The organism is Microbacterium lacus (genome assembly GCF_044794305.1).
GTDB lineage: Bacteria > Actinomycetota > Actinomycetes > Actinomycetales > Microbacteriaceae > Microbacterium > Microbacterium lacus_B.
In genome coordinates this window covers 1,558,662-1,582,952 of sequence record NZ_CP084996.1, presented here as the reverse complement: position 1 = coordinate 1,582,952, position 24,291 = coordinate 1,558,662, and the positions used below count along the sequence as shown (strand labels likewise).

The 24,291-nt window shown below is 67.2% G+C and carries 21 protein-coding genes; 12 read left to right on the top strand and 9 right to left on the bottom strand.

Annotated elements, in window-relative coordinates:
• The first annotated feature begins 28 nt into the window (after window positions 1-28).
• Together LG299_RS07705 and LG299_RS07700 are read left to right on the top strand one after the other, a co-directional pair.
• A complete protein-coding gene (locus LG299_RS07705) occupies window positions 29-1,426 on the top strand; it encodes a purine-cytosine permease family protein (RefSeq protein ID WP_404434510.1) in 1,398 nt (465 codons plus the stop codon).
• A gap of 5 nt (window positions 1,427-1,431) precedes the next feature.
• Complete coding sequence (locus tag LG299_RS07700; RefSeq protein ID WP_404434509.1) at window positions 1,432-2,067, top strand: cyclase family protein; 636 nt, start codon at window positions 1,432-1,434, stop codon at window positions 2,065-2,067.
• Window positions 2,068-2,083: 16 nt separating this feature from the next.
• Here the strand turns inward: LG299_RS07700 and LG299_RS07695 are convergent, their stop codons facing one another.
• The 3 genes from LG299_RS07695 to pgi form a co-directional block, all read right to left on the bottom strand.
• Window positions 2,084-3,745, bottom strand: coding sequence for an alpha-amylase family protein (locus LG299_RS07695; RefSeq protein ID WP_404434508.1), 1,662 nt, complete (start codon window positions 3,743-3,745; stop codon window positions 2,084-2,086).
• Window positions 3,742-4,641 carry a TIGR03557 family F420-dependent LLM class oxidoreductase gene (locus LG299_RS07690; RefSeq protein WP_404434507.1) on the bottom strand — a complete coding sequence of 300 codons (900 nt, stop codon included), beginning with the start codon at window positions 4,639-4,641 and terminating at the stop codon, window positions 3,742-3,744. Before LG299_RS07690 ends, LG299_RS07695 begins: the two co-directional genes overlap by 4 nt.
• A gap of 152 nt (window positions 4,642-4,793) precedes the next feature.
• Complete coding sequence (gene pgi / locus LG299_RS07685) at window positions 4,794-6,479, bottom strand: glucose-6-phosphate isomerase (RefSeq protein ID WP_404434506.1); 1,686 nt, start codon at window positions 6,477-6,479, stop codon at window positions 4,794-4,796.
• A gap of 414 nt (window positions 6,480-6,893) precedes the next feature.
• On the opposite strand from pgi, the gene LG299_RS07680 reads away from it, so the two are divergent.
• From LG299_RS07680 to LG299_RS07660, 5 genes are all read left to right on the top strand, one after another.
• Window positions 6,894-8,312, top strand: coding sequence for a hemolysin family protein (locus LG299_RS07680; protein ID WP_404434505.1), 1,419 nt, complete (start codon window positions 6,894-6,896; stop codon window positions 8,310-8,312).
• Window positions 8,309-9,328: a hemolysin family protein gene (locus LG299_RS07675; protein WP_404434504.1), complete on the top strand. Its 1,020-nt coding sequence runs from the start codon at window positions 8,309-8,311 to the stop codon at window positions 9,326-9,328. Before LG299_RS07680 ends, LG299_RS07675 begins: the two co-directional genes overlap by 4 nt.
• Before the next feature lie 63 nt (window positions 9,329-9,391).
• The gene (locus LG299_RS07670; protein ID WP_404434502.1) at window positions 9,392-10,501 is read left to right on the top strand and encodes a semialdehyde dehydrogenase; all 1,110 of its coding nucleotides are present in this window, start codon (window positions 9,392-9,394) and stop codon (window positions 10,499-10,501) included.
• 1 nt (window position 10,502) lies between these two features.
• Window positions 10,503-11,789 carry an NAD(P)/FAD-dependent oxidoreductase gene (locus LG299_RS07665; RefSeq protein WP_404434501.1) on the top strand — a complete coding sequence of 429 codons (1,287 nt, stop codon included), beginning with the start codon at window positions 10,503-10,505 and terminating at the stop codon, window positions 11,787-11,789.
• A 3-nt stretch (window positions 11,790-11,792) separates the two neighbouring features.
• A complete protein-coding gene (locus tag LG299_RS07660) occupies window positions 11,793-12,113 on the top strand; it encodes a hypothetical protein (protein ID WP_404434499.1) in 321 nt (106 codons plus the stop codon).
• Between the two features lie 23 nt (window positions 12,114-12,136).
• Here LG299_RS07660 and LG299_RS07655 read toward each other — a convergent pair whose 3' ends face one another.
• The 5 genes from LG299_RS07655 to LG299_RS07635 are packed head-to-tail and all read right to left on the bottom strand — an operon-like array spanning window position 12,137 to window position 18,383.
• Window positions 12,137-13,174: a glycosyltransferase family 4 protein gene (locus LG299_RS07655; protein ID WP_404434498.1), complete on the bottom strand. Its 1,038-nt coding sequence runs from the start codon at window positions 13,172-13,174 to the stop codon at window positions 12,137-12,139.
• An 8-nt stretch (window positions 13,175-13,182) separates the two neighbouring features.
• A complete protein-coding gene (locus LG299_RS07650; RefSeq protein WP_404434497.1) occupies window positions 13,183-14,775 on the bottom strand; it encodes an ABC transporter permease in 1,593 nt (530 codons plus the stop codon).
• Window positions 14,772-15,587, bottom strand: coding sequence for an ABC transporter ATP-binding protein (locus tag LG299_RS07645; protein ID WP_404434495.1), 816 nt, complete (start codon window positions 15,585-15,587; stop codon window positions 14,772-14,774). Before LG299_RS07645 ends, LG299_RS07650 begins: the two co-directional genes overlap by 4 nt.
• On the bottom strand, window positions 15,577-16,605 hold the full coding sequence (locus LG299_RS07640) for an ABC transporter substrate-binding protein (RefSeq protein ID WP_404434493.1): 1,029 nt from the start codon (window positions 16,603-16,605) through the stop codon (window positions 15,577-15,579). Before LG299_RS07640 ends, LG299_RS07645 begins: the two co-directional genes overlap by 11 nt.
• On the bottom strand, window positions 16,602-18,383 hold the full coding sequence (locus LG299_RS07635; protein ID WP_404434492.1) for a lysylphosphatidylglycerol synthase domain-containing protein: 1,782 nt from the start codon (window positions 18,381-18,383) through the stop codon (window positions 16,602-16,604). The genes LG299_RS07640 and LG299_RS07635 overlap by 4 nt, the downstream gene beginning before the upstream one ends.
• Before the next feature lie 143 nt (window positions 18,384-18,526).
• On the opposite strand from LG299_RS07635, the gene LG299_RS07630 reads away from it, so the two are divergent.
• The 5 genes from LG299_RS07630 (at window position 18,527) to LG299_RS07610 (ending at window position 23,207) form a co-directional block, all read left to right on the top strand.
• A complete protein-coding gene (locus LG299_RS07630; protein WP_404434490.1) occupies window positions 18,527-19,615 on the top strand; it encodes a PQQ-dependent sugar dehydrogenase in 1,089 nt (362 codons plus the stop codon).
• Complete coding sequence (locus LG299_RS07625) at window positions 19,615-20,040, top strand: hypothetical protein (protein ID WP_404434488.1); 426 nt, start codon at window positions 19,615-19,617, stop codon at window positions 20,038-20,040. The genes LG299_RS07630 and LG299_RS07625 overlap by 1 nt, the downstream gene beginning before the upstream one ends.
• A 114-nt stretch (window positions 20,041-20,154) precedes the next feature.
• Window positions 20,155-21,570, top strand: coding sequence for a DUF222 domain-containing protein (locus tag LG299_RS07620; protein ID WP_404434487.1), 1,416 nt, complete (start codon window positions 20,155-20,157; stop codon window positions 21,568-21,570).
• Window positions 21,571-21,601: 31 nt separating this feature from the next.
• The gene (locus LG299_RS07615) at window positions 21,602-22,096 is read left to right on the top strand and encodes a GNAT family N-acetyltransferase (RefSeq protein ID WP_404434485.1); all 495 of its coding nucleotides are present in this window, start codon (window positions 21,602-21,604) and stop codon (window positions 22,094-22,096) included.
• Between the two features lie 172 nt (window positions 22,097-22,268).
• Window positions 22,269-23,207 (top strand): diacylglycerol/lipid kinase family protein, encoded by a 939-nt coding sequence (locus tag LG299_RS07610; protein ID WP_404434483.1) that lies wholly within the window; start codon window positions 22,269-22,271, stop codon window positions 23,205-23,207.
• Window positions 23,208-23,323: 116 nt separating this feature from the next.
• On the opposite strand, the gene LG299_RS07605 is transcribed toward LG299_RS07610, so the two are convergent.
• A complete protein-coding gene (locus tag LG299_RS07605) occupies window positions 23,324-24,253 on the bottom strand; it encodes an SDR family oxidoreductase (protein WP_404434482.1) in 930 nt (309 codons plus the stop codon).
• Window positions 24,254-24,291 lie beyond the last annotated feature (38 nt).

Below are 24,291 nucleotides of genomic sequence, written 5' to 3'. Positions count from 1 at the left end.
CCCGCCCGACCCCAAAGGGAGCCCGAAGATGTCGCTCTACACCCGCCTCGAGCGCCGACTCGAAGAACAATCCGACGACGCGCGTCCGGTCCGCGGAGCATATTCGCTGGGCAGGATTCTGATGATCTGGCTGGCGGCGAACCTCGTCGTCACCACCCTGCTCACCGGCACACTCTTCGTTCCGGACATACCGTACGGTCTCGTGATCGCACTGATCATCGGTGGGACCGTCTTGGGTGCCGCGGTGCTGGTGACGATCGGCGCGATTGGCTCACGCACGGGACTGCCAACGATGGCACTGACCCGCGGCCCGTTCGGTACGCGCGGGAGTCTTCTGCCCGTCGCCGCCAACATCACTATTCTCATGGGCTGGAGTTGGGTTCAGGCGATGCTGGCCGGTATCGCGCTCGACTACATCGTCGCGTCCGTCACCGGGTTCTCGAGCCCTGTCATCTTCGCCGTGATCTGTCAGACCATTGTGGTGATTCTCGCGATCTTCGGCCACGCAGGTGTCGCTCGTGTCGAGCCGTGGTTCGCTGCGGTGATTCTTGCGATAGCCGCATACATCTTCGTGGTCGCGTTCTCGACCTTCTCTCCTGCCGACTTTGCCGGCATCACGCCGACGGTCGAACCCTTCTACAGCCCTGGGCTGGCGTTCGATGTCGTGCTGGCGACCGCCATCTCATGGACGGTTCTCTCGGCAGACTTCAATAGGTTCGCCTCATCGACCCGCGCTGGCGTGATCGGCTCGGGCGTGGGGTACACGCTGTCGACAGTGATCTCGATGTCGCTCGGTGCCACCGCGATCGGTTACGTGGTTTTGCAGGGCGGTGACGCGATCCCGTTCGACCAGGTGACGATCATTGAACCCTTCGGCGCTCTCTTCGCCGTGGCGATCTTCCTGTCGGTCATGGCTACGAACACGATGGTGGTCTACGGGATGGTCACGAGTGTCGTCAACGCACTTCCGGGCAAGCGTGTGAAGTTCTTGCCGACGGCGATCGTGGTCGGTGTGATCTCGATCATCGGATCGACCTTCTTCGGCCTGCTCGCACAGTTCACGACATTCCTGGTGACCATCAGTGCGCTGTTCGCCCCGGTGTTCGCCATCATGATCGTCGACTACTACATCGTCGCCCGCCGTCGCTACGACGCGGACATCCTCAAAACGACGGGCGGTCGCTACTGGTTCACAGGTGGCGTCAACTGGCTGGCCGTGGGTGTCTGGGTGATCGGCGCGGTCTCGGCCTACGTATGGGCGTATGTCTGGCCGTTGCCCTTCGGTGCGACGATCCCGGCGTTCCTGCTGACGTTCGTGCTCTACCTCGCCGTGTCATGGCCACGGCGCGCCAAAGCGCCGTTCGGCGAGAGCAAGCACCTCGCTGATGTCGGGCAGGAGTCCGCTGAGCGCGCTGCCGCGAGTTGAGCCCGGTGCTCCGTGACCTGAGCCATCCGATCACCGGCGGCATGCCGGTGTATCCCGGCGACCCGACTGTGCACGTCCACGCTGCTCTCGATCTCGCTCGAGACGGCGTGGCCGTCACGGCGCTCCGCCTCGGCTCGCACACGGGCACGCACATCGATGCCCCTGCCCACACGGTGCACGGAGGGAGGACGATGGCCGATGTCGCGCTGGACGAGCTGGTCGGTGAGGCGATGGTGATCAGGATGCCTGAGCTGCGCGATCGCGAAATCTACGGGTGGGAGCACCTCAGCTCTTTAGCGCCTGTCCCTGACCGCGTCCCCGCGATCGTGGTCATCGCGACAGGTTGGGCGCGCTGGTTCGCTGACTCTCGAGCGACGAGGCATCCGGCGCTAGCTTCTGACGCCGCCCGCGAACTGGTGGCGCGCGGGATGCGGATCCTGGCCGTCGACACGCTCAGCCCCGACCTCACTGACGGCTCATCGACCGACTTTCCCGTTCACGAGGTCGTGCTCGGCAGCGGCGGGCTGATCGTGGAGAACCTGTGCGGCCTCGAGGGGTTGCCGGCGCGCGTGCGAATCGGCTTCTTTCCTTTGCGCCTCGCCGGCGACGGTGCGCCGGTGCGTGCAGTGGCGTTTCTCTGAGCTCCGGTTCGGTCGGTCAGCCGATACGCGTGTCGCCGGGCGGTGACACGCGTAGCCAGCGGAACCCGTAGGGTGCGAGCTCGAGCTCGACCCGCCCTCGGGGTCCGACATCGATGCGTTCGGGCCCGTGCAGGTCGAGCAGCATGGTTCCCTCCTCGACATCTTCGACGCGCATGGTCATGCGCACGGGGACCTCGGTGAAGTTGTGCAGCGCGATCATCCGCCCGACGTCCGCGCCGACTTCGTGCACCAGCACACCCTCGCCGTCGTGCTCGAGGATTCGCAGTTCGCCCCATCCGATCTCGGGCGAGATGCGGTACCGGCCGATGAGGCTACGGATGAACTGCAGCAGTGACTGGTCGTCATTGCGTTGCTGCTGCACGTTGACGTGATCAGGTGAGTACCCATCGCCGGGAATCGGCGCGGCCAAGCGCCCTGCCGCCGCCCGCGAGAACCCGCCGTTCTTACCGTCGGTCCATTGCATCGGCGTGCGGACGGATTTGCGACCGGGGATCTCGGGGTTCTCGCCCATCCCGATCTCTTCGCCATAGAAGAGCACCGGCGTGCCCGGCAGCGAGAACATCAGACTGTAGACCATGCGGACGCGCCGGGGGTCGCCCGCGAGCATCGGCGGGAGCCGCCGGGTGATGCCTCGGTCGAACACGCGTTGCGACTCGTCGGGGGCGAAGGCGTCGAAGACTTCGTTGCGGTCGGCTTCAGACAGCTTGTCGAGCGTGAGTTCATCGTGATTGCGGACGAAGTTCGCCCACGCAGCCTCGGGCGGAATGACCGGCCGTGCGGTCAGTGAAGCGATCAGAGGCGACGGGTCATTGCGGGCCAAGGAGAGGTAGAGAGCTTGCATCGAGTTGAAGTCGAACTGAAGGTCCAGTTCTCCGCCCTGCTCGCCGCCGAAGAAGTCGACCTGCTGCGCAAAGGGCAGGTTGACCTCGCCCAGGAGTGCGGCGTGCCCCGCGCGGCGCTGCAGAAACCGCTTCACGTCGCGGAGGAACTCGTGCGGATCGCCGATGTCGACACCCTTGGGCGGTTCGATGAGGAAGGGCACTGCGTCGAGTCGAAACCCCGAGACGCCCAGCGCGAGCCAGAACCCGATCGTCTTCGCGATCTCGTCGCGCACCTTCGGGTTGGCGATGTTCACGTCGGGCTGATGCTTGTAGAACACGTGCTGGAAGTACTGTTCGGTGCGTTCGTCGTGCTCCCAGACGCTCGCTTCTTCACCCGGGAACACGGTGGGCTGCTGGTTCTTGGGCGGCTCATCGCGCCAGACGTAGTAGTCGCGGTACGGCGATGTGCGGCTGCGGCGGGCGGAGACGAACCACGGATGCTTGTCAGACGTGTGGTTGACCACGAGGTCGACGATCACCCGCATTCCGCGGTCTTCGGCCGTCCGAATCACCTCGACGAAGTCGCCGTGGGTGCCCAGGCGCGGGTCGACTCCGTAGTAGTCGCTGACGTCATAGCCGTCATCGCGATCGGGCGAAGGATAGAACGGCATCAACCAGAGGCAGGTGATGCCGAGGTCGGCCAGATAGTCGATCCGTCGGGCAAGACCCTCGAAGTCGCCGATGCCGTCATCATTGCCGTCCATGAACGTCTCGACGTCGAGGCAGTAGATGACCGCGGTCTTCCACCACAGGTCGCTGGTGTCGGTGATCTTCACAGCGCCCTCCTCAGTGCCGGGAGCAGGTCGTGTTCGGCGCGGTCGAGGAATGCGGTTTGGTCGGGCCCGATCCCGTGCAGATAAACGCGGTCAAAGCCCAGCCGCGCGAGGTTCGCGATCCGTTCAGCCAGTTCGCCGGCGTCATGCGAAACCAGCGCCCCCTTGTGCAGCTGCTCGTCGCTCGGGGTGCCGGCGCGGGCGTCGAAATCCTCGGGCTGTTCGATGTCCCACAGCGACACGTCTGTGATGGCCGCATGTCGCCACTGCTCGCGGGCTACGGCCAGTGCTGCTTCTTCGGTGTCTTCGAGAGAGACGTGCACCTGCAGCACGCGCGGGCCGCGGCCCCCGGCATCCGCATACGCACTGACTACACGGGAGAGCAGGTCGTGGGGTTGCGCCACCGTCGCCAGACCGTCTGCCCAACTCGCCACCCATGCGGCAGTCTCGGACGTCACGGCCGCGCCGAGGAGGGGCGGCGCCGCTTCGGGGAGGCTCCACACGCGCGCACGATGGACGTCGATCTCGCCGCTGTGGGTCACCTCTTCGCCCGCCAGCAGGCGCCTGATCACGTCGACGGTTTCACCCAGCCGCGCATTGCGACGATCTTTCGTCGGCCACGGGTCGCCGGTCACGTGCTCGTTGACGAGTTCCCCGCTGCCGAGAGCCGCCCAGAACCGGCCGGGAAACATCTCTTCCAGCGTTGCGATGGCCTGAGCGCTGATCACGGGGTGGTACCGCACTCCGGGTGCCGTGACGACGCCGAGAGAGAAGGATGTCGACGCGAGAGCCGCGCCGAGCCAGCTCCAGGCGAAGCCGGACTCGCCTTGGCGGATGCCCCAGGGTGCGAGGTGATCCGAGCACATGGCGCCGTCGAAGCCGACCGCTTCGGCGCGCACGACGGCTGAGAGGAGTTTGCTAGGGGGAACTTGTTCGTGGGAGGCGTGGTAGCCGAGGAATACCATCGTTCGACTCTTCGGCATTCCCGATGGGGCGGCAAGGGACTTGCGCTTCCTCCCGAAGCGACCTAGGGGTCGGTGCCGAAGGTGGCCTATGGCTGGGTGCGGTGCTCGCGGTAATAGTCGAGGAGGGAGCGGGTCGAGGCATCCTGAGCATCGATCGCCGACGCGTCACCCTCGAGAGCCGGCGCGATCTGCATGGCCAGCTGCTTGCCGAGTTCGACGCCCCACTGGTCGAACGAGTTCACGCCCCAGATCAATCCCTGAGTGAAGGTGATGTGCTCGTACAGGGCGATGAGCTCGCCGAGCACTTTCGGGGTCAGCGCGGGCGCGAAGATCGACGTCGTCGGGCGGTTGCCCGCGAACGTGCGGGCGGCGACCAGGGCGCCGGTGGTGCCTTCAGCTTCGACTTCTTCGGCGGTCTTGCCGAACGCGAGAGCCTTGGTCTGCGCGAGGAAGTTCGCAAGGAAGAGCGCGTGCACGTCCTGACCCTCGGCCTGCGTCGGGAAGGCGGGGTTGACGAACGCGATGAAATCGGCCGGGATCAAGCGGGTGCCCTGGTGGATCAACTGATAGAACGCGTGCTGACCGTTCGTTCCCGGCTCGCCCCAGAAGACCTCGCCGGTGTCGGTCGTGACGGGCGAGCCGTCCCACCGCACCGACTTGCCGTTGGACTCCATCGTGAGCTGCTGCAGGTAGGCCGCGAAGCGGTGCAGCTGCTGCGCGTAGGGGAGGACCGCGTGGGTCTGCGCGCCCAGGAAGTTCGTGTACCAGACGTTGAGCAGGCCCATGACGACCGGCACGTTCTGCGCGAGCGGCGTGTGGGCGACGTGCTCGTCGACGGCGTGGAAGCCCGCGAGCAACCCTCGGAACGCATCCGGTCCGAGGGTGATCACCAGCGAAAGGCCGATGGCCGAATCGACGGAGTAGCGCCCGCCGACCCAGTCCCAGAACCCGAAGGCGTTGGTCGGGTCGATGCCGAAGGCCTCGACCTTGTCGAGCGCGGTGGAGACGGCGACGAAGTGGTGCGCAACGGCGTTTGCGCGGTCGCTTTCGTCGTCGGTGATGATTCCGGATGCCTCGAGCCCCGCCCACAGCCAGTCCCGGGCCATCCGGGCGTTGGTGAGGGTCTCGAGGGTCGTGAAGGTCTTGGACGCGACGATGAACAGCGTCGTCTCAGGGTCGAGCCCGGCAGTCTTGAGAGCAAGGTCGGCCGGGTCGATGTTGGAGACGAACCGGGCCGCAATCCCGGCATCCGCGTAGGGCTTCAACGCTTCGAAGATCATGTACGGTCCGAGGTCGGACCCGCCGATGCCGATGTTGACGACGGTTTCGACCTTCTTGCCGGTGATGCCGCGCCAGTCGCCGGTACGCACACGCTCGGCGAAGGCATCCATCTCGGCGAGCACCTTCTGCACGTCATCGTCGATCGGCTGACCGTCGACGCTCAGCGCGGGCGAGGCGCCCGGCGGGCGCCGGAGGGCGGTGTGCAGGACGGCACGATCTTCAGAAGTGTTGATGTGCTCGCCCGCGAGCATCGCGGCGTAGTGCTGGGCGACGCCGGTCTGTTCGGCCAGGCGCACGAGGCTCGCGAGGATGTCGTCGGTGACGAGGTTCTTCGACAGGTCGACGTGCAGCTCGGCGAGCGGCAGGCTCAGGCGCTCGACGCGGTCGGGGTCGTCTGCGAACCAGGTGCGCAGGTCTGGGGCGAACGAGGCACGGTGGCTCTCGAGTTCTGCCCAGGCGGATGTTTCGGTGGCATCGATGGGTGCGCTCACCGTTTCACCGTAGCGCGTGGGGTCGTGTGGCGGTTGCTCTGTGACGGGGCAAGAGTAAGGGCCGGTTGGAGAGGCTCCCAACCGGCCCTTGTCCCTGCACCAAGAGTGTCCTGCAATCACATGTCCGGTAGCTGCCACAGCAAAACAACTACCGTGCCTGCACTCTATAACGGTGAGGTAACGGAAGGGAAGAGGCTGACGTTATCTTTTTGTGATTCTTTTTCGGAGCCGTGTTCCCACGCTGTGACCGCTTCGTTCGGCTAACTCTCGGCTGGAGCAGATTGCCTACGACGTACGATTGACCACACCCGTTTCTGACCCACGAGAGAGAATCCCCGTGAGCCATCGTCGTACCTCCTCTGACCAGGAGGGTCGAACACCCTACCCCCTCAACCTTCGAGGGGGTGAATTCGGATGCTGGAGGCAACGCTGACCCTGTTGGTCGGCGTGCTGATCACTCTGGCGATCATTGCCGCCTGCGGCTTCTTCGTGGCGCAGGAGTTCGCCTACATGTCGGTAGATCGTTCCCGCATGGCGGCGCTCGCTGAGAAAGGCGATGCACAGGCCAAGCGCGTGCTCGCGATCACCAAGCGCACCTCGTTCATGCTGTCCGGAGCTCAGCTCGGCATCACCGTCACGGGTCTGCTGATCGGATACGTCGCCGAGCCCCTGATCGGACAGTCGATCGGCACGCTTCTGGGCGGAACCGGCCTCGACCCCGCGGCATCCATCCTCATCGGAACGATCGGCGCCCTCCTGCTGGCAACGGTCGTCACGATGATCTTCGGCGAGCTATACCCGAAGAACCTCGCGATTGCGAACCCCGAGCCCTTGGCTCGAGCGCTCGCCATGCCGACGCGCATTTATCTGCTGGCATTCGGATGGCTCATCACGGTGTTCGACGTCGCCGCCAACGCTCTGCTGAAGTTGCTGCGCATCGAACCCCTCGAAGATGTCGATGAGAGCGCGACCGCGCGCGACCTGGCAGCGATCATCGAGGAGTCCCGGGCCAGTGGTGACCTTCCGGACGATCTTTCGATGATCATCGACCGCATCCTCGACTTCCCGCAGCGCGACGCCGAGCACGCGATGGTTCCGCGATCCCGTGTCGACTCGATCTCACCCGACACCACCATCGGCGAAGTCCGGGCTCTCATGTCGACCGGACACACGCGATACCCGGTGATCGGCGACGAAGACGACCCCGTCGGCGTCGTCGAACTCATCGACTTGCTGCGCGGCCCGCATGACGACGAGGCGCCCGTGTCGACAGCCATGCGTGCCGCCGTGGTCATTCCGACCACGATGCAACTGCCGGTGGCACTGGACCGGATGCGGCAGACGCGTAACGAGATGGCCTGCGTGGTGGATGAGTACGGCAACTTCGACGGCATCCTCACCATCGAGGACCTCACCGAGGAAGTCATCGGCGAGATCTCGGACGAGCACGATCTCGACATCCACGAAGTGGTCAACGTCGGCGACGATCACTGGACCCTTCCCGGAGACGTGCATCTCGACGAGGTCGAACGCCTCATCGGACACGACCTGCCGCGCGGAGACTCCGAAACCATCGCCGGCCTCATCATCAGCGAGTACGGCGACCTCGTTCCCGAGGGAGGGACGGTGCGCATCGTCCTCCCCGAGAAGGCGTCGGAGACCGTGCAGGGATTGCGGATCGAACGTTGGCTCGACATCGAAGTGACCGAGGTCGAGCGCCATGTGCCCTCTCAAATCGTTGTGAGGCTGAGCGAGAACGATCAAGATTCTGCTGACGGGGGCGACGATGCGAGTACCCCTGTCGACCTCCCGGATGAGGAGGTGACCCGATGAGTTGGTGGATGGTCACGATCATCACGATCGTTCTGATTCTGGCAAGCGCGTTCTTCGTCATCGTGGAGTTCGCTCTGCTCGCCGCGCGCCGACACCGGCTCGAAGCCGAAGCCGAATACAGCGCGTCGGCCCGCGCTGCCCTGCGCGGAATGAACGAGCTGACCGTCATGCTTGCGTTCGCGCAGTTGGGCATCACGGCCTGCACGTTCTTGCTCGGTGCCATCACAAAGCCGGCGATCGACTACGCGCTCGCACCTGTGCTGGAGCAGTGGGGGCTGCCCGCAGCCCTGTCGGGTGTCATTGCCTTCATGCTCGCGCTCATCATCGTCACCTTCCTGCACCTCGTGATCGGCGAGATGGCTCCGAAGTCGTGGGCCATCGCCCATCCCGAAGTCGCGGCGAAGGCGACCGGCCTCACAGCCCGCGCGATGACCTGGCCGCTGCGTCCGTTCCTGCTCTGGATCAACCACATCGCAAACCGCCTCGTGAAGGCTTCGGGAGTCGAACCGGTTGAGAAGGCTGCTGCGGGTGGTCAAGACATCGACACCATTCGTCAGCTGGTGGCGCACTCCCGCGCCGCGGGGACGCTCGAAGAGCAGTTCTCTGCGCCGATCGCTCGCGCCATCGCTCTGGGGACGCTCACCGTGGGCGACATCGTCCGCACCGACCGAGTCCCCACCTCGGTGCCGGTGACAGCCACCGCAGCCGACATCCAGGCGGTGGCGGCGTCCTCCGGGCACCTCCGCATCCTTGTGGGCACCGGTCCCGACTGTCGGGTTGCGCATGTGCGCGATACGCTCGCCGTCGATGCGCAGACCCCTGCAATGGAGATCGCTCGGGACGCCCTCGTGGCAACTCCCGATACCTCCGCATACGACACCCTCGCCCGGATGCGTCGAGGCCGCGTCCAGCTGGCAACGGTGGTCGACTCAGGTCGTCTGCTCGGCATCGTGACCATGGACGATCTCTTGCGGGAGGTGCTGCCAGGGTCGACCACGCTGCCGGCTGCTGTGTGACGGTCCCGTATCAGGCGCCCAGCATCCTGCTCTCTCACGGCAAGCCCGTCGAGAGGACCTGTCGTGACCGAAACCGCCCCTTCACCCGATACCGCACCTGCTGCTCGCCGCTTCGCTTTCCTCGTGCATCCGCGCGCGCAGGTGGCGACCGATATGGCACGCATCTGGCGGCCGCTGGGATTGATCCCGGACTCGGCGTGGGGGTGGGGGCTTCGCAATCTGCCCGTGCCCCCCATCACTCTGGCGAACGTCCACCGTGCAGACACCGATGCCGGTCCCGCAGGGTCAGTGATCGTGGTGCCGGTCGGCGCTCGCCAGATGCTTGCCGAAAATCGGCGCTGGGTGGTCGGCAGGATCGAGGCTGCGATCGACCGGGCCGAGGCGCTCGGCGCTGAGATCGTGGGGCTGGGTGCGCTCACCGCACCCGCGAGCGGAGCAGGACGGATGCTGCGCGAACGCCCCGGTATCGCGATGACGACCGGCAATGCGTTCACCGCCTACCTCACGGTCGAGGCGATTCGCAGGCTGCTGCCGGCCGCACGCGGCGGGCACATCGCGATCATCGGAGCAACCGGAAGTGTCGGCACCTGCGTCGTGCGCCTTCTCGCTGACGAGCCGATCGGGACTGACCTCACGCTCATCGCTCGAAACGAGCGGCGTCTGGACATTCTCGCGGCCGAGTTCGCCGAGCGGGGCACGGGAGTCTCGGTGCGCGCGACGACGTCGATGGATGCTGTGCGCGATGCCGACCTGGTCGTCGTGCTGACCTCGGCAACCGACGCGGTACTGCGCTCTGAACACCTTCGGCCGGGTGCGATCGTCCTTGACGACACGCAGCCCCGCAACACGGATCCGGCCCTCATGACCGAACGTCCCGACGTGCTCGTTGTGGACGGCGGGGTGGCGGCGGTTCCCGGCATCCGGATTCGCGGTGATATCGGACTGCCGCGCGGTCTCGCGTACGCGTGCCTGTGCGAAACAATGCTTATGGCGTTCTCGGGCAACGCCGCTGATGCCGTCGACGCCGTTGGTCAGGCGAGCGTCGACCACGCGCTGCGCATGCGCGATGCGGCTCGGCGGTTCGCGCATCTGGGCTTCACGCTCGCTGATCCGCTGTCGTTCGGGCGCCCGACGCACTGGCCTGACGCGGTCGCCGTCGAACAGGCGGCGTGACATGGCCATCGAGGTGCTGGTACTGGGTGGCGGATACACCGGAGTCTGGGCTGCGCGCAGAATCGCGCGAGCGCAGCGCCGGGGAGTGCACGACGACGTCCGGGTGACGCTGGTGTCGGCAAGCGATGTGCACGGCTTCCACGGATGGACCGCGGAGGTCATCACCGGGCACGTGCGTGAGCATCGTGCACGTGTGGCGCTCGCGGAACTCCTTCCCGGAGTGCGCCTCGTGCGCGGCGTTGTCACTCACGTCGATCTGGAGAACCGAGAGGTACAGGTCGTCGAGGAACGCGGCATCCGTGTCTTCCGGTACGACGAACTCGTCATCGGTGTCGGAAGCCGCGATGCGCGCGAACGCGTGCCGGGGCTGCGCGAGCACGGCTGGTCGCTGAAAGATGACGGCGGACTCGAGGCGCTGAACGCTCATCTCGCCGAGGTCGTTTCCGACGCCGCGAGTATCTCCGATTCCGTTGAGCGTGCCCGTCTGCTGACCGTCGCCGTCGCCGGCGGAGGGTTTGCGGGGGCCGAAGCATCGACCGCGATCGCCCAGAGGCTGCGCGCGGCGCTCGATGCGACACCCGCGCTCGCCGGGGAGCGCGCGCGAGTTGTGCTGGTGCACTCGGGCTCGTCACTGCTGTCTGAGTTGCGCCCTCGCTTCGCACGAGTCGCCGACTACTCAGCGCGTCATGTCGTGGCCTCCGGCGTGGAGATGCGCGGGGGCGTGCGGGTCGTGTCGGTCACTCCCGCCGGAGCCCAGTTGAGGGACGGGTCGTTCATCGCTTCGGCAACAGTCGTCTCGGCGATCGGGCAGGCGCCCGTCGCGCTGGCAGGGACCGAGGGACTGCCGAGGGATGCTGCGGGCCGGGCGATCACGGACCGATATCTGCGCGTCGCGCCGCACGTGTGGGCGGGGGGAGACTCCGCCGCTGTGCCGCATCCGTCCGGCCGTGGCGCGTGCCCCACCAACGCGCTGTGGGCGATCTTCCACGGGAAGCGCATCGGCGCGAACGTCCTGCGAAAGCTTCGCGGGCGCCGCCCTGCGCCGTTCCGCTTTCCGGGGCTCGGTCAAGGCGCGAGCTTCGGGGTCGGTCGCGGAGCAGCAGAACTCTACGGCGTACAGCTCACCGGGTGGGTGGCGTGGATCGCGCGCTGGGGCTTCTTCCACTGGTTCATGCCCTCGCGCCGCGTGGCGTTGGCGACGGCCCGAGAGTGGTTCGCGGGTCCGGTGATTGCAGCTGTACCGTCTGGCGAGGTCGCGCGCGGATACTCGGGAGCGCGGCAGTATTGAAGGATGCACGATGCTGCGCACGACTTCGAGCCCGCGTCCCGGCACCTCGACGTCGAGATCGTCACCCGACCCGGCACGCGGGTCGTCAAGATCGTGCGAGCGGTGCTCATCGCGGTGATGGGTCTGATCACCGGCGACCACGGATCGGGGCCATCGGCCAACGACCTGGTCGTGACGCGCCGGGCGACGGGTCGCGAAGTGCTGCGGGTTTCGGCCGGGTCCATCGTCGAAGCGGACCAGTTGCACCAGCGGGTACGCGCCGACCTCGAGACCAAGAGCGTCGCGGCGTTCGTCGCCGAGTGGCGACTGCCCGAGGGGAGCTAGCCGCGGACGGTAGGAAGCGCACCTCACGCCAGCGCGTCGAGCACGGCTTGCGCGGTGCGGGCCGTGTCGAGCCAACCGGGTAGGGTCGAGCCGGCCTCAGCGGCGGCGTGAGCCATCCTGATCCTGAGTGTGTCGTCGGTGAGAACTGCACGAAGTGCATCGGCGAACGCCAGGGGATCGTCCGGCGACACGAGTACACCCGCATCGGGGCGCACGGTCTCGGGCACGGCGCCGACGCGACACGACACCACGGGCAGACCGTGCGCGAGGGCTTCGTCGAAGACCAGGCCGTACCCCTCGTACCGAGTGGCCAGCGCGAAAACCGAGGCCAGGCGGTACAGCTCGTCGCGTTCGGCGACCGAAACGATGCCGGCAAAGCGCACTCGACCTTCGAGCCTGAGCTCGGTGTGCAGGGTGGCGAGTTCGGCGGCATGAACCGGGTCGTACGCCGAGCCGACGATGACGGCCGTCCAGGGCAGGTCGGATAGCTCCGCGAGCGCTCGCAGCAGCACGTCGTGGCCCTTTCGCGGATGCTGGATGCCGACTGAAACGATCAGCGCCGGCCCTGCGGACACGATGCCGGGCACGACATCGTCAACGCGATCGGTACCCGGGCGTGCGACCGTGATCCGCGCGGGGTCAGTACCGTACTCGTCGATCAGGATCCGCGCCGTGAAGGGACTCGGCACGATCACCGCGCGTGCCAGCGCGAGGTTGTCGCGCTCGGTGCGAATGAGGTATTCCCGACGAGCGTCGCTCAGGCCCGCCTCGTGTGCGAGCGGATGGTGAATCATCGCGACGATCGGCGCCCGGGCGCGCGCTAGCCCGGCGGTCGCGAGAGAGCCGAAGACGAGTCCGTCGACGATCAGCGGATGCGCGGGATCGAGCGCCTCCATCGCCGCGACCGCGTGCGCGGAGTCGTCCGGCGACGGGTCGGGGAACGACGAACCCAGCGGGAGGTGCGCGGTATCGGTGCCGATCTCGCGCAAGCCTTCGAGCAGCCGTCGCTCGTAGAGATAACCACCGGTGACGGTGCTGAGGTCGCCCGGAATGGCGAACACCGCCCGCCTCATGCCTGTTGCTCCGGGGCATAGACGCGCAGCACACGTGATTCGATTGCGCCGACGGCGGCATAGCCGAGCGCCGACAGCGCGGTGACGAGCACGACGGCTCCGGCGAGCAGGTCGTAGCCGGATCGGGATGCTGCCAGCGCCATCAGGCTCCCGATCCCCGTGCCAGTGGCCAACCATTCCACGACGGTGACAGCCAGCACGGCGGCGGGAACACTCATCCGCGCTGCCGCGAAAAAGGCCGGGAGCATCGACGGGATCCTCACGCGCACGAGCTGCGTGCGCGTCGGTGCCGCATAGCTGCGCAGCACATCCAGCGCCTGTCCGGGCGCTTGGGCCAGCCCTTGCAGACACGCGACAAGGGTGGGGAAGAACACCATGATGGCCACCAGAGTGATCGCCCCGACGGGCCCACGGCCGAGAAGGAGCACGATGAGGGGCGCGGTCGTTACGATCGGCACCGCACGCAGAGCGATCGCGGCCGGCATCGTGACGTCGGCCGCCCGAGGTGCCCACACCAAAAGCACCGCGATGCCGGCCCCGGCAGCCAACCCGGCGAGGTACCCAGGCACAGCGAGGGCCACGGTCTGACCGAGAGCCGCGAACAGCTCATCCCGCACTGCACCCTCGTCGTCGACACCCACGAGAATGCGCACGGCGTCGATCGGCGTTCGAGCGAAGAACGAGTCGAGATCTGTGACGATGATCCCGCCCCACCAGAGCACGACGATCACGAGCACGAACACCGCGGCGTCGATCACCGAGGTGCGCAATCGGTGGCCGGGAGATACGCGCGGGCGGGTGGGCGCCAGGATGATGGGAGGCGACTCGGTCACGAGCCTCCGCCCGATCGCACCGATGAGCGCGTAAGCGAGGATCGAGACCACAGTGGCGACGGTCGCAACGGCCCAGGTGAGCTCGACGTCGAGATCACGCGACGCGCGGATGGTCAGCACGCCGAGACCGCTTTCGGCCCCGGTGAACTCGCCGACCATGGCGCCGAGGAACGCGGCCGGGGCAGCGATCTGCAACCCGGCGATCAGGTACGGAAGGCTCGCTCGGGCGCGTACGAACCTCAGAGCGGCACCCTCTCCGCGCCCGTAGCTCCAGACGAGGTCGAACCAGCCGCCGGGCGCGGCCCGCAGCCCGACGAGCACCGGGATCATCGTCGTGTAAAAGACGGCGAGGCTGGCCAGCACGACCTGCGGGCCCATTCCGGGGCCGAGCAGCACTCGCAACACGGGACCGGTCGCCACCAGAGGGAGGCAGAAGACGACCAGGGCGACGAGGGTCACAACGCGCTCCGTGCGCGGGAGCAGCAGCGCCCCGCAGGCGAGCGCGATCGCCGCGAGGTTGCCGATGACGAACCCCGCCAGCGCCGCGCCACCCGTCACGAAGAGCGCACGCGACAGCAGCCCTGCATTCTCGACGAGCGAGACGACAACCTCACTGGGTGCGGCGAGAACGAATGATCCGCTGATCACACGCGCGAAGATCTCCCACGCGACCAGCAGCACGACGACCGCCAGGGCCGTCTCCCCGCGTCGGGCGATTCCGGTGCGGGACGGTCGCGCGCTGAGAGTCGCCGTCACAAGCGTTCATTCGCGACGGGCGCGTCGCCGCCGAGTTCGCCGCCGCGAGAGCGCGTCAGCGCGTCGGTGACGGCATCCACCGTCTCTCTGAATGCGAGGGTGTGCACGATGTCCGCGCCTCGTGGCTGCGGCAGAGGCACGGGAATGTCGGCCGCGATGCGGGACGGTCGCGGGCTCAGCACGACGATACGGTCGGCAATGCGTACCGCCTCTGCAATGGAATGGGTTACGAGCACCGTCGTCGTTCCGCGCTGCCGCCAGAGCGGAGGCAGCTCGGCGAGGAGATCCTGCCGCGTGAGCTCGTCGACGGCCCCGAAGGGCTCGTCGAGCAGGAGGAGCCTCGGCTCGGTGATCAGAGCCCTGGCGATCGCCGCGCGCTGACGCATGCCGCCCGACAGTGCCGCAGGGCGGGTGTGGTCGAAACCCTCGAGCCCGACCAGGGCGATCATCCTGTCAATGTCGCCCTCGTCCACCGGTCGCCTCGCGAGGGTGAGTGCGAGAGCGATGTTGCGTCGCACCGATCGCCACGGCAACAGAGAGGGGTCTTGAAAGGCGACCGCCAGTTCTCCGCGTTCGGCGACGGTGACCGGATGCTCCCCGTCGATCATGACGGATCCTTCGGTGGGCTCCTCCAATCCCGCGATCATCCTGAGCAGCGTCGACTTGCCGCAGCCGGACGGCCCGACCAACGCCGTCGTGCGTCCTGGCTCGAGGATCAGATCCAGCGGCGCGACGGCCTCGAGGCCACCGGGGTAGACCTTGCGAGCCTGGGCGATCGCGACGGTCGGTGCGCGACCGGGTTCAACGGCCATGGACCTGTTCGAGGATCGACCGATCCCAGAGGTTCGCCTGCACCGACTGCCCCAGAAGAGCGAGCGTCTCGATGTTGGCAGCCACGGTCTCGTCGGTCCACCACCCGAAACCGAACTCGTCGGTGAGCGGCGAGAACATCAGCGGCACCTGGCGTGCGGCCTGCAGCTTCTGCGTCTCGAGGTCGAGGCCGGCGTCGGGGAACATCTCGACGCTGAGTTCGGCGGCCGCGTCCGTGTCGGCGCGGAACGCCTCCCACCCGCGCACCTCACCGGCCATCAGTGCGACGAGGTCATCGCGCCGTTCGGCGAGACTCTGCTCGGTCGCGATGTAGGTCTGGGAGTGCAGTGCGTAGCCGAAGTCGGCCATCAGCATGGTGACACTCTCGATGCCCTGGGTCGTCATGGCGACCGGCAGGTCGGTCTCCCAGCACAGCAGGCAGTCCACCTCGCCGGCGATCAAGGGCTGCGCCGAGTACTGTGTCGGCACGATCTCGATCGCGTCGATGTCCACACCGTTGAGCGTGCACAGCGTCTCGAGCACGGGCGTGTTGGCCAGCGCCATGCCGATGCGCATGCCCTCCATGTCACGCGGTTCGTTCACGGGTCGTTCGGGCAGCGACGCGATGACGAACGGGTTCTTCTGCATAGCGACGCCGAGGATCTTGAACGGTGCACCCTCGGCGACGGCCGCGGCGGTGTAGTCCGCGGCCGATATGCCGATGAGCGCAGCCCCCGACACGACCGGTGGTTCGACCGGTGCATTGGGTCCGCCCTGCAACAGCGACACGTTTAGCCCGCTGTCGGCCCACCACCCGCGGTCGAGGGCGATATAGCTCCCCCCGAACTGGGCCGAGTGCAACCACGACAGCTGCAGCGCGGCATCCCGCGGTGGGTCCTGAGCGCCCTGTCCACCGAGGTCGAGCCGGCTGAGGCCGAACGCGGCGCCGGCGATGCCGACCGCTCCGATGATGCCGGCACCGATCAGTGTGCGTCGTGAGAGGGTGCGCTTTTCGGTCATGAGAACTCCTCGGGGCCAGCTTTGGGGGAAGTATGCCGCATCCGGGTGCCTTCTGAGCCTGGCACGGTTTCGACCCGCTGGGCACGTCCCCTCGCCCAGATGGCGACGAAACCGGGAAGCGCCGCGACCAGGGCCATCAGTCCGAACGCGGCGCTGGTCGAGAAGGCTTCGGAACCCGTCATGCCCGCAATCGGCAGGAGCGCGACCGCGGCACCCTCGCGGACTCCCCAGCCGCCGATCGAGATCGGCAGCAGCATGGCCAACAGAACGAGGGGGACGACCGCAATGCTCGCGGCCAGCGACAGCGGCGCGCCGATCGCCGCGGCGCAGCAGGCGAAGGCGGCGAGGATGCACAGCGTCGTCCCCGCGCTCAGCACCACCTGAGCCCATGCGATACGCGGCTCGGCGAGACAGCGTCGCAGCCCGTCGATGATGCGGGCGAGACGGGATCCTGGCTCGGGGCGCACGCGCCGCGCGCCGACGGCGAGCACGAGCACGAGCATCCAGAACCCGCTCACTACCGCGGCAACCGTGATCGCGATGCCCCGGGGCCACTCCAGGCCTCCGGGCGCTGCGACCGTCACGGCGAACGCGGCGCCGAGTGTCGCGAGCATTGCGAGTTGGCCGATCGTGCGTTCGACGATGACCGCACCGGCGGCGGGCCCGAGGCCCGCCTGGTGGCGTGAACGCGCAGCGCGCCCGGCGTCGCCGATGACTCCGCCCGGCAGGATCGAGTTGACCAGTTGTGCGAGAAAGTACTCGCTCACCGCCTCTGTGCGGGAGAGGTCGATGCCGAGCGGCGCAGCTGTGACGCGCCAGCGCAGAGCCGCCAGAACGGTGTAGCTCAGAAGCAGGAGCGCCGAGAGAGCGAGCCACCACGGATTCGCCGTGGCGAGGATGCGCGCGGCATCGGGACCATCGGCGAAGCGCCAGAGCAACACGAGCAGCGCCACCGCGACGACGGCCTGCGCGACGCGGATCGCGGCCTTTCGTCCGCGTACGCCGTCGTGGCGATCGACGCTCACGCGACCGGCCGCTCCCCGGCGACGCCACAGCGTGGCGATGTCGACACCGAACGACCAGGCCAGGAGCATCACGGTCGCCATGACGATCCCTAGCGCCACCATCGCGGGCAACCACGGGAGCTGCAGGATGATCAGCGCGATCAGCTGGACGACGCAGATGACCTTGCGGCTCAGGCGCGGAGGCAGCTCCCCGTTCAGCCACGGCATCGCACGGCCCGCAATCCAGAACAGGTAGCGCGGCAGACCCAAGGCCACCGCGGCGGGTCCAGCCGGACCCAGGGTCGCCAGTAGTGAGAGCACCAGAGCGAACGCCGAGTCGACCTCCATGTCGAATCGCGCGCCGAAGCTCGATTCGAGGCGTTGGCGGCGCGCGAGATAGCCGTCGACGCCGTCCAGGCTCAGTGCGGTCACGCTCAACACGATGACCACGATCGTGTTGCCACCGCCCGCGAGCAGCACGCTGAGCAGGACGGCGACCATCGTCAAGCGGACGAGGGTGACGACGTTGGCCCATCCGAGGCGAGGGTGCGGGTGCTCGCGCCGCAGCATGATCGCGCACACGATCGTCGCCACCGCAAGCGCGCCGACCGCGATGAGCACAGAGACCAGCGGGAGGCTGAGGGCGACGCCCGCGGCGGTTGTCGCGATCATGCCCATACCGGCTGTGAGGGTGAATCGAGTCGCGGGTCCGCGCGCGGCGCGGCCCTGCGCCGAGACGGTCTCGGCGTGGGCGGACGGCCGGGTAACGGTCATGTTCGGCACGCTAGCAGGCGTGGGAAGGGCGAGGTCCGGCCACGGAAGAACGGTGCAGTTCCGTTGTTCTCGCCACACCGACTCGACAACAGCGCATCCGTCCGTGCCGCCCTCGCGCTCGTGAACCGACATAGCGTGGGTACATGAACCGTGTGGGCGGGAGCGGAGCAGCGACACTTGTGGTCCTCCTGACGATCGGCGTACTCAGCGCATGCTCCTCACAGAGCACCGACGGTGCTACCCCGGTCACCCCCGCGGCGACCGCGCCCGCGACAGAGGTCGCCGCGAAGGGGCTCGAGGCTCCGTGGTCGGTGGTGCTGGTAGGCGGATCATTCCTCGTGAGCGAGCGTGATTCGGGCCGGATCATCGAAGTGCTCGAAGACGGTTCGACTCGAGAAGCGGGGGTGATTGCCGACGCCGAGGGTGAGGGTGAGGGCGGGCTGCTCGGGCTCGCGCTCGACCGTGACGATGACGGTGTCGACGAGCTCTACGTGTATCTGACGACGATGACCGACAACCGCATCCAGCGCGTCGAACTGCAGGGTGAACCGGGGTCGCTGAGTCTGGGCGGGTCCGAGACCGTGATCGACGGCATCCCGAGGGCACGAAATCACAACGGCGGCCGGATCGCTTTCGGCCCGGACGGAATGCTCTACGTCGGCACCGGCGATGCCGGGCGCCCGGATGCCTCGCAAGACCCCGATTCGCTCGGTGGAAAGATCCTGCGGATGACACCGGACGGTGATGTGCCCGGTGACAACCCCATCGACGGCTCGTTCGTCTACAGCTCCGGCCATCGCAATGTGCAGGGAATCGCCTGGGCAGAGGACGGCACGATGTTCGCGTCCGAGTTCGGTCAGAACACCTGGGACGAACTCAACGTCATCGAAGCCGGTGCCAACTACGGCTGGCCGGTCGTCGAGGGTGATGCGGGCAACCCCGACTTCGTCGATCCGGTCCAGCAGTGGTCGCCCGGTGAAGCCAGCCCGAGCGGGATCGCCGTGGCCGGAGGCATCCTGTACATCGCCAATCTCCGCGGCGAGCGACTGCGTTCGGTCGACCTGGATGACCTCTCGGTGGCAACGGACCACCTGACGGGGGAGTACGGGCGTCTGCGCGACGTCATTCCCGCGCCGGGGGGCGGATTGTTCGTGCTCACGAACAATACGGACGGGCGCGGCGACCCGGTCGAGGGCGATGACCGCCTCGTGCGCGTCGTCGCGGGGGAGTGATGGGCTCGATCGTGCGTGCGGTCGCGCGCGTGGTTCTCGGCGCCGGTCTCCTGTTCGCCGGCATCGGCCATCTGACGTTCGCTCGCGAGGACTTCGTGGCGCAGGTTCCGCAATGGTTGCCGTTGCCGGTCGATTTCGTGGTCGTCGCCTCCGGAATCGTCGAGATCGCGCTGGGCCTCGCGCTCATCGTTCTTCCGCGTCACCGCGTCGCGATCGGCTGGGTGACTGCGGCGTTCTTCATGGCGGTGATCCCGGGCAATATCGAGCAGTTCGTCAGCGGCACCGATGCGTTCGGGCTCAACAGCGACCTCGCTCGCGGCATCCGTCTGCTCTTTCAACCCCTTCTCGTGATCTGGGCGCTGTGGTCGACCGGAGCGTGGCGGGCGTGGCGTGAGAGGCGGGCTCTGACTCACCGCCAGGTGTGACGTCCTCTCCTGCACAGGCTGGCCAGTTTTGAGTTATCCACAGATTTTGTTTCTTGTGCCTGATCTCGGGTTTGAACGGCTCTGAATGTCGGAGCCCCCGTGTTGAATCGGGGAATGAACAACCTCGCCGACGTGCTCGCGCAGCTCGATGCTGCGGTAGAGATCGCGCTCGGCGAGGTGCGCGGCGCGGGCCTCGTTCGCGGTGCGGCGGACGGTGATGTTCTGGATGCTGCCGCCACCGCCGCGATGATCCATCGGCGACTCGAGGGGTTTCTCGTCGAGGTAACGGCCGAGGTGCAAGACCGGGTGGACTATCGCGCTCACGATGAGCGCATCACGACGGCCCACGGGTGCCGCAACACGTCCGAGCTCATGCAGCGGGTCACACGCTGTTCGCCTTCAACCGCCGCGGTGTACGCGCGGATCGTTCCGACGGTGCGGGAGGGGGTGTCGCCGACTTCGGGTGAGACGCTTCCGGCAGACCTTCCGGTTCTTCGTGAGGCGCTGTTGCGCGGTGATGTCGGGGTCGACGGCATGAGCGCGCTCATCGGGCCCCTGGCCGATCTGCGTCACGCGGTCGGCGCAGACGTGTTGAGTCGAGCCGAGAGTGAACTCGCCGCGGCCGCGCGAGGGGTCGCTGCCCCGCCCGCGCGCTGGCAAGACCTGCGTCTGCTGGCGCAGGTGCTCGTCGCCTACCTCGACCCCGACGGGGCTGAGCCGATGGGCGCTCGCGCGATGCGCAAGCGCGGGATGACGATCGGCGCGACGCGCGATGGGCTTGTTCCGCTGCACGGCAACGTTCTACCCGAGGTCGCAGCCCAACTCCAGCGCCTCTTCGACAGCATCCTCAATCCTAAGGTCGACGGCTGCGCAGCGTCCGGTCCGCGCTTCGTCGACTCTGAGGGCCGCGACGGCGACGCCGCGGGGCGCAGCGATGACCGCCGCACTCGTGCGCAGAAGCAGCACGACGCGCTGGCGACCGTACTGAGCGTCGCGGCTCGGGCGGGTGAGCTGCCCACCATCGGCGGGGCTGCGCCGACTCTGATCGTCTCGGTGCGCGCCGAAGACTTCGAGTCAGGCGTCGGACGCGCAGACGTGGCCGGCGTCGACGAGCCGGTGTCGATCGCGGTCGCGCGGCAGGTGGCCTGCACGGGCAGCATCGAGCGCGTGGTGATGGACAAGAACGGTCGCATCCTCTCGCTCGGCGTGGACGATCGGGTCTTCACCCACCATCAACGGCGGGCGATCATGATTCGCGACGGCAACTGCATCATTCCCGGCTGTGACGTGCCGGCGTCATGGTGCGAAATCCATCACGTCGAAGAGCACGCGAGAGGCGGGCCGACTCATACCGACAACGGGGTCCTGCTCTGTTGGCACCATCACCGAACGCTCGACACCGGGCAATGGCAGATTCGGATGAACGCGGGTGTTCCGCAGGTGAGAGGTCCGTCGTGGTGGGACTCGTCCGGGCGTTGGCGCGCGGTGACGTCGTCGCGGGTGCGGCAGCTCGACCGGCTGAGTGGCTAGACGCGACGAGGTGGGTGGGACGATGGAGTGCATGAACTTCGTGATTCGCGAACCTTCGCCGGCGGATGCTGCGGCCATCGCCGCGCTGAACGTGTCGACGTGGCGCGAAACGTATTCGCACCTCCTGCCGGACGGCTTCTTCAGTCCCGAGTTCGCCCAGAACCGCCGCGATATGTGGAACCACGTGCTCGCAAACCCTCATCCAGAGCGAACGGTGCGCGTGGCCGAGGTCGACGGTGAACTCGTCGGTTTCGGCTTCGCGGGCCCGAGTTTCGGTGCAGAGGGCGAGGTCCTTCCCCGCGACCGCCACCTGTACAGCCTCTACGTGAGCGGGAGTCAACACGGCACGGGCGTCGGGCAGGCCCTGTTCGATGCCGTGCTGCACGACGAACCGGCGATGCTCTGGGTCGCTACAGAGAATCCTCGCGCGATCGCTTTCTACGAACGCAACGGGTTCGCGTTCGATGGTCGCGAGCAGGTCGATCCCCTGGCGCCCGGCATCGTTGAAGCGCGCATGATCCGGTAGCGCTGCGTCGGGAGCTGCTGCGCACCACAGCGCGTTCTGAGCTGCTGCGCAGCTGAGGGTCCAGCGCACCAGTTGTCAAGGGGTCGGCCGCTTCGTCAGACCAGCGGCAAGATGGAGTGACACTTCGCACGGAGATTCGCACAGAGAAGATTCGCACAGAGAAGAGACGTGAATGACTGGTCGCATCGCGATTATCTGGAACCCCACCAAGACAGAGAAGGAAACGCTCGAGGCGGGGCTGACGTCGGCGGCCGACGAGACTGACCTCGACGTCCTCTGGTTCGAGACGTCCATCGACGACCCGGGGCAGAAGGTGGCCGCCCAGGCTCTTGCGGAGGGCGCGGATCTGATCGTGGTCGCCGGGGGTGACGGCACCGTGCGCGCTGTCGCTGAGCACCTCGCGGATGTGTCGGCTCGCGCCGACCTCGCGATCGTTCCGCTCGGCACCGGCAACCTCCTCGCCCGCAACCTCGAGGTGCCTCTCAACGACGTGCCTGCGGCTCTCACTCGTGCCCTCGAAGGTGATGCACAGCCGGTCGATGTGGGGTGGGTCGAAGTCGACCTCTCGCACGGGTCGGAGCGCCACGGATTCGTCGTGATGGTCGGGTTCGGCGTCGACGCGAACATGATCGTCGAGACCGATGACGACCTCAAAGACAAGGCGGGTTGGCTCGCGTACGTCGAGTCGCTCGGCCGCGCGCTCTCGGCGACCGAGGTGCTCACCTTCCATGTCACGAAGGATGACCAGCCGGCGTACGACGAAGAGGGGCACACCCTCCTCATCGGCAATTGCGGCATGATCCAGGGTGGGTTGCGACTGCTGCCCGACGCTGATCCGGCGGACGGAGAGCTCGATTACCTCGTGCTCAGCGCCGACAGCTTCGCCCAGTGGGCCGGCACGCTCAAGACGATGGCGTGGGACAACGGGCTCAAGCGCCTGCTCACGAACTCAGACGAAGTGACGAGCACGGATGCGGCGAGCCACGGCCGCGCAAAGAAGATCGATGTCTCACTTCCCGACGCCCGCGCCTTCGAGATCGACGGCGAGCAGGTCGGCGAGACCAAGGGTTTCTCGGTGACCGTCCAGCCGTCCGCGATCCGGGTGCGCTGAGGCGCGCCCAGGGCTGCCTTCGCAGCGGTCGAGAGCCCGCGGGGTCAGCGTGTCCGATCGCGACCTTTGCGATCGGGTCGCTCTTCGGCACCGCCATCGGCTGATCGGTCGCGGATTCAGCGCGGGATGCGTGCGGCGACGAGCTCTTCGGACACTTCCCACACGCGGAACGCGTCGTCCATGCTCTGCAGCGGTTCCCACAGTTCCCGCAGTGCGGGCGGGCCGGCCGTGACCCGCTGGGGTCCGTAGAACTGATCGCCCGCCGCCTCCGGCGCGGTCGCGGCCATGAGCGCCGGAAGCGCCGCGCTCCCGGGCGTGCCGGCCATGCCGACGCGAGAGAGAAGCCCGATGAGGCGTCGCTCGGGCGGCATCCGGTGGCGTCCCATGCGGGGCTGGGCAGCCAGCAGGTTCGTCGGCGAAATGCCCGGGTGCGAGAGGTTGCTGGTGATTCCCCAGTCGCCGGCACGGCTTCGCGCGTCGAGTTCGCGCCCGAAGAGACCGACGGCGATTTTCGACGCGGAGTAGGCCTTCATCACGTCGTAGCTGCGCTCGTAGTCGAGGTCGTCCCAGTTCATATCACCGCTGCGGGCGGCGATGCTGGTCTGGTGCGTGACCCGAGCCCTCCCGGCGCGCAGGAGCGGAAGCAGGCCCAGCGTCAACGCGAAGTGACCGAGGTGGTTGGTGCCCCACTGCAGCTCGAACCCGTCGGCGGTCACTTGACGCTGCGGCGGGCGCATCACGCCGGCGTTGTTGATCAGGATGTTGATCGGCCGCCCCTCTGCAATCAACTCCGTCGACAGCGCGGCGACGGAGTCGAGCGATGACAGGTCGAGCGACCGTGTGCTCACCTGTGCGCGCGGCACGTCTGCGCGAAGACGTTCGGCCGCAGCATCACCCTTCTTCTGCGTGCGCACGGGCATGATGACCTCGGCGCCCGCGGCAGCGAGGCGAGTGGCGATGATGGTGCCGATTCCGTCGCTCGCGCCTGTGACGACGGCGACCTTTCCGGTCAGGTCGGGGACGATGAAGGTGTGGGCGCGAGGCATGGGTGCTTCTTTCGGATCAGGTTCGCTGGCGTATCGGT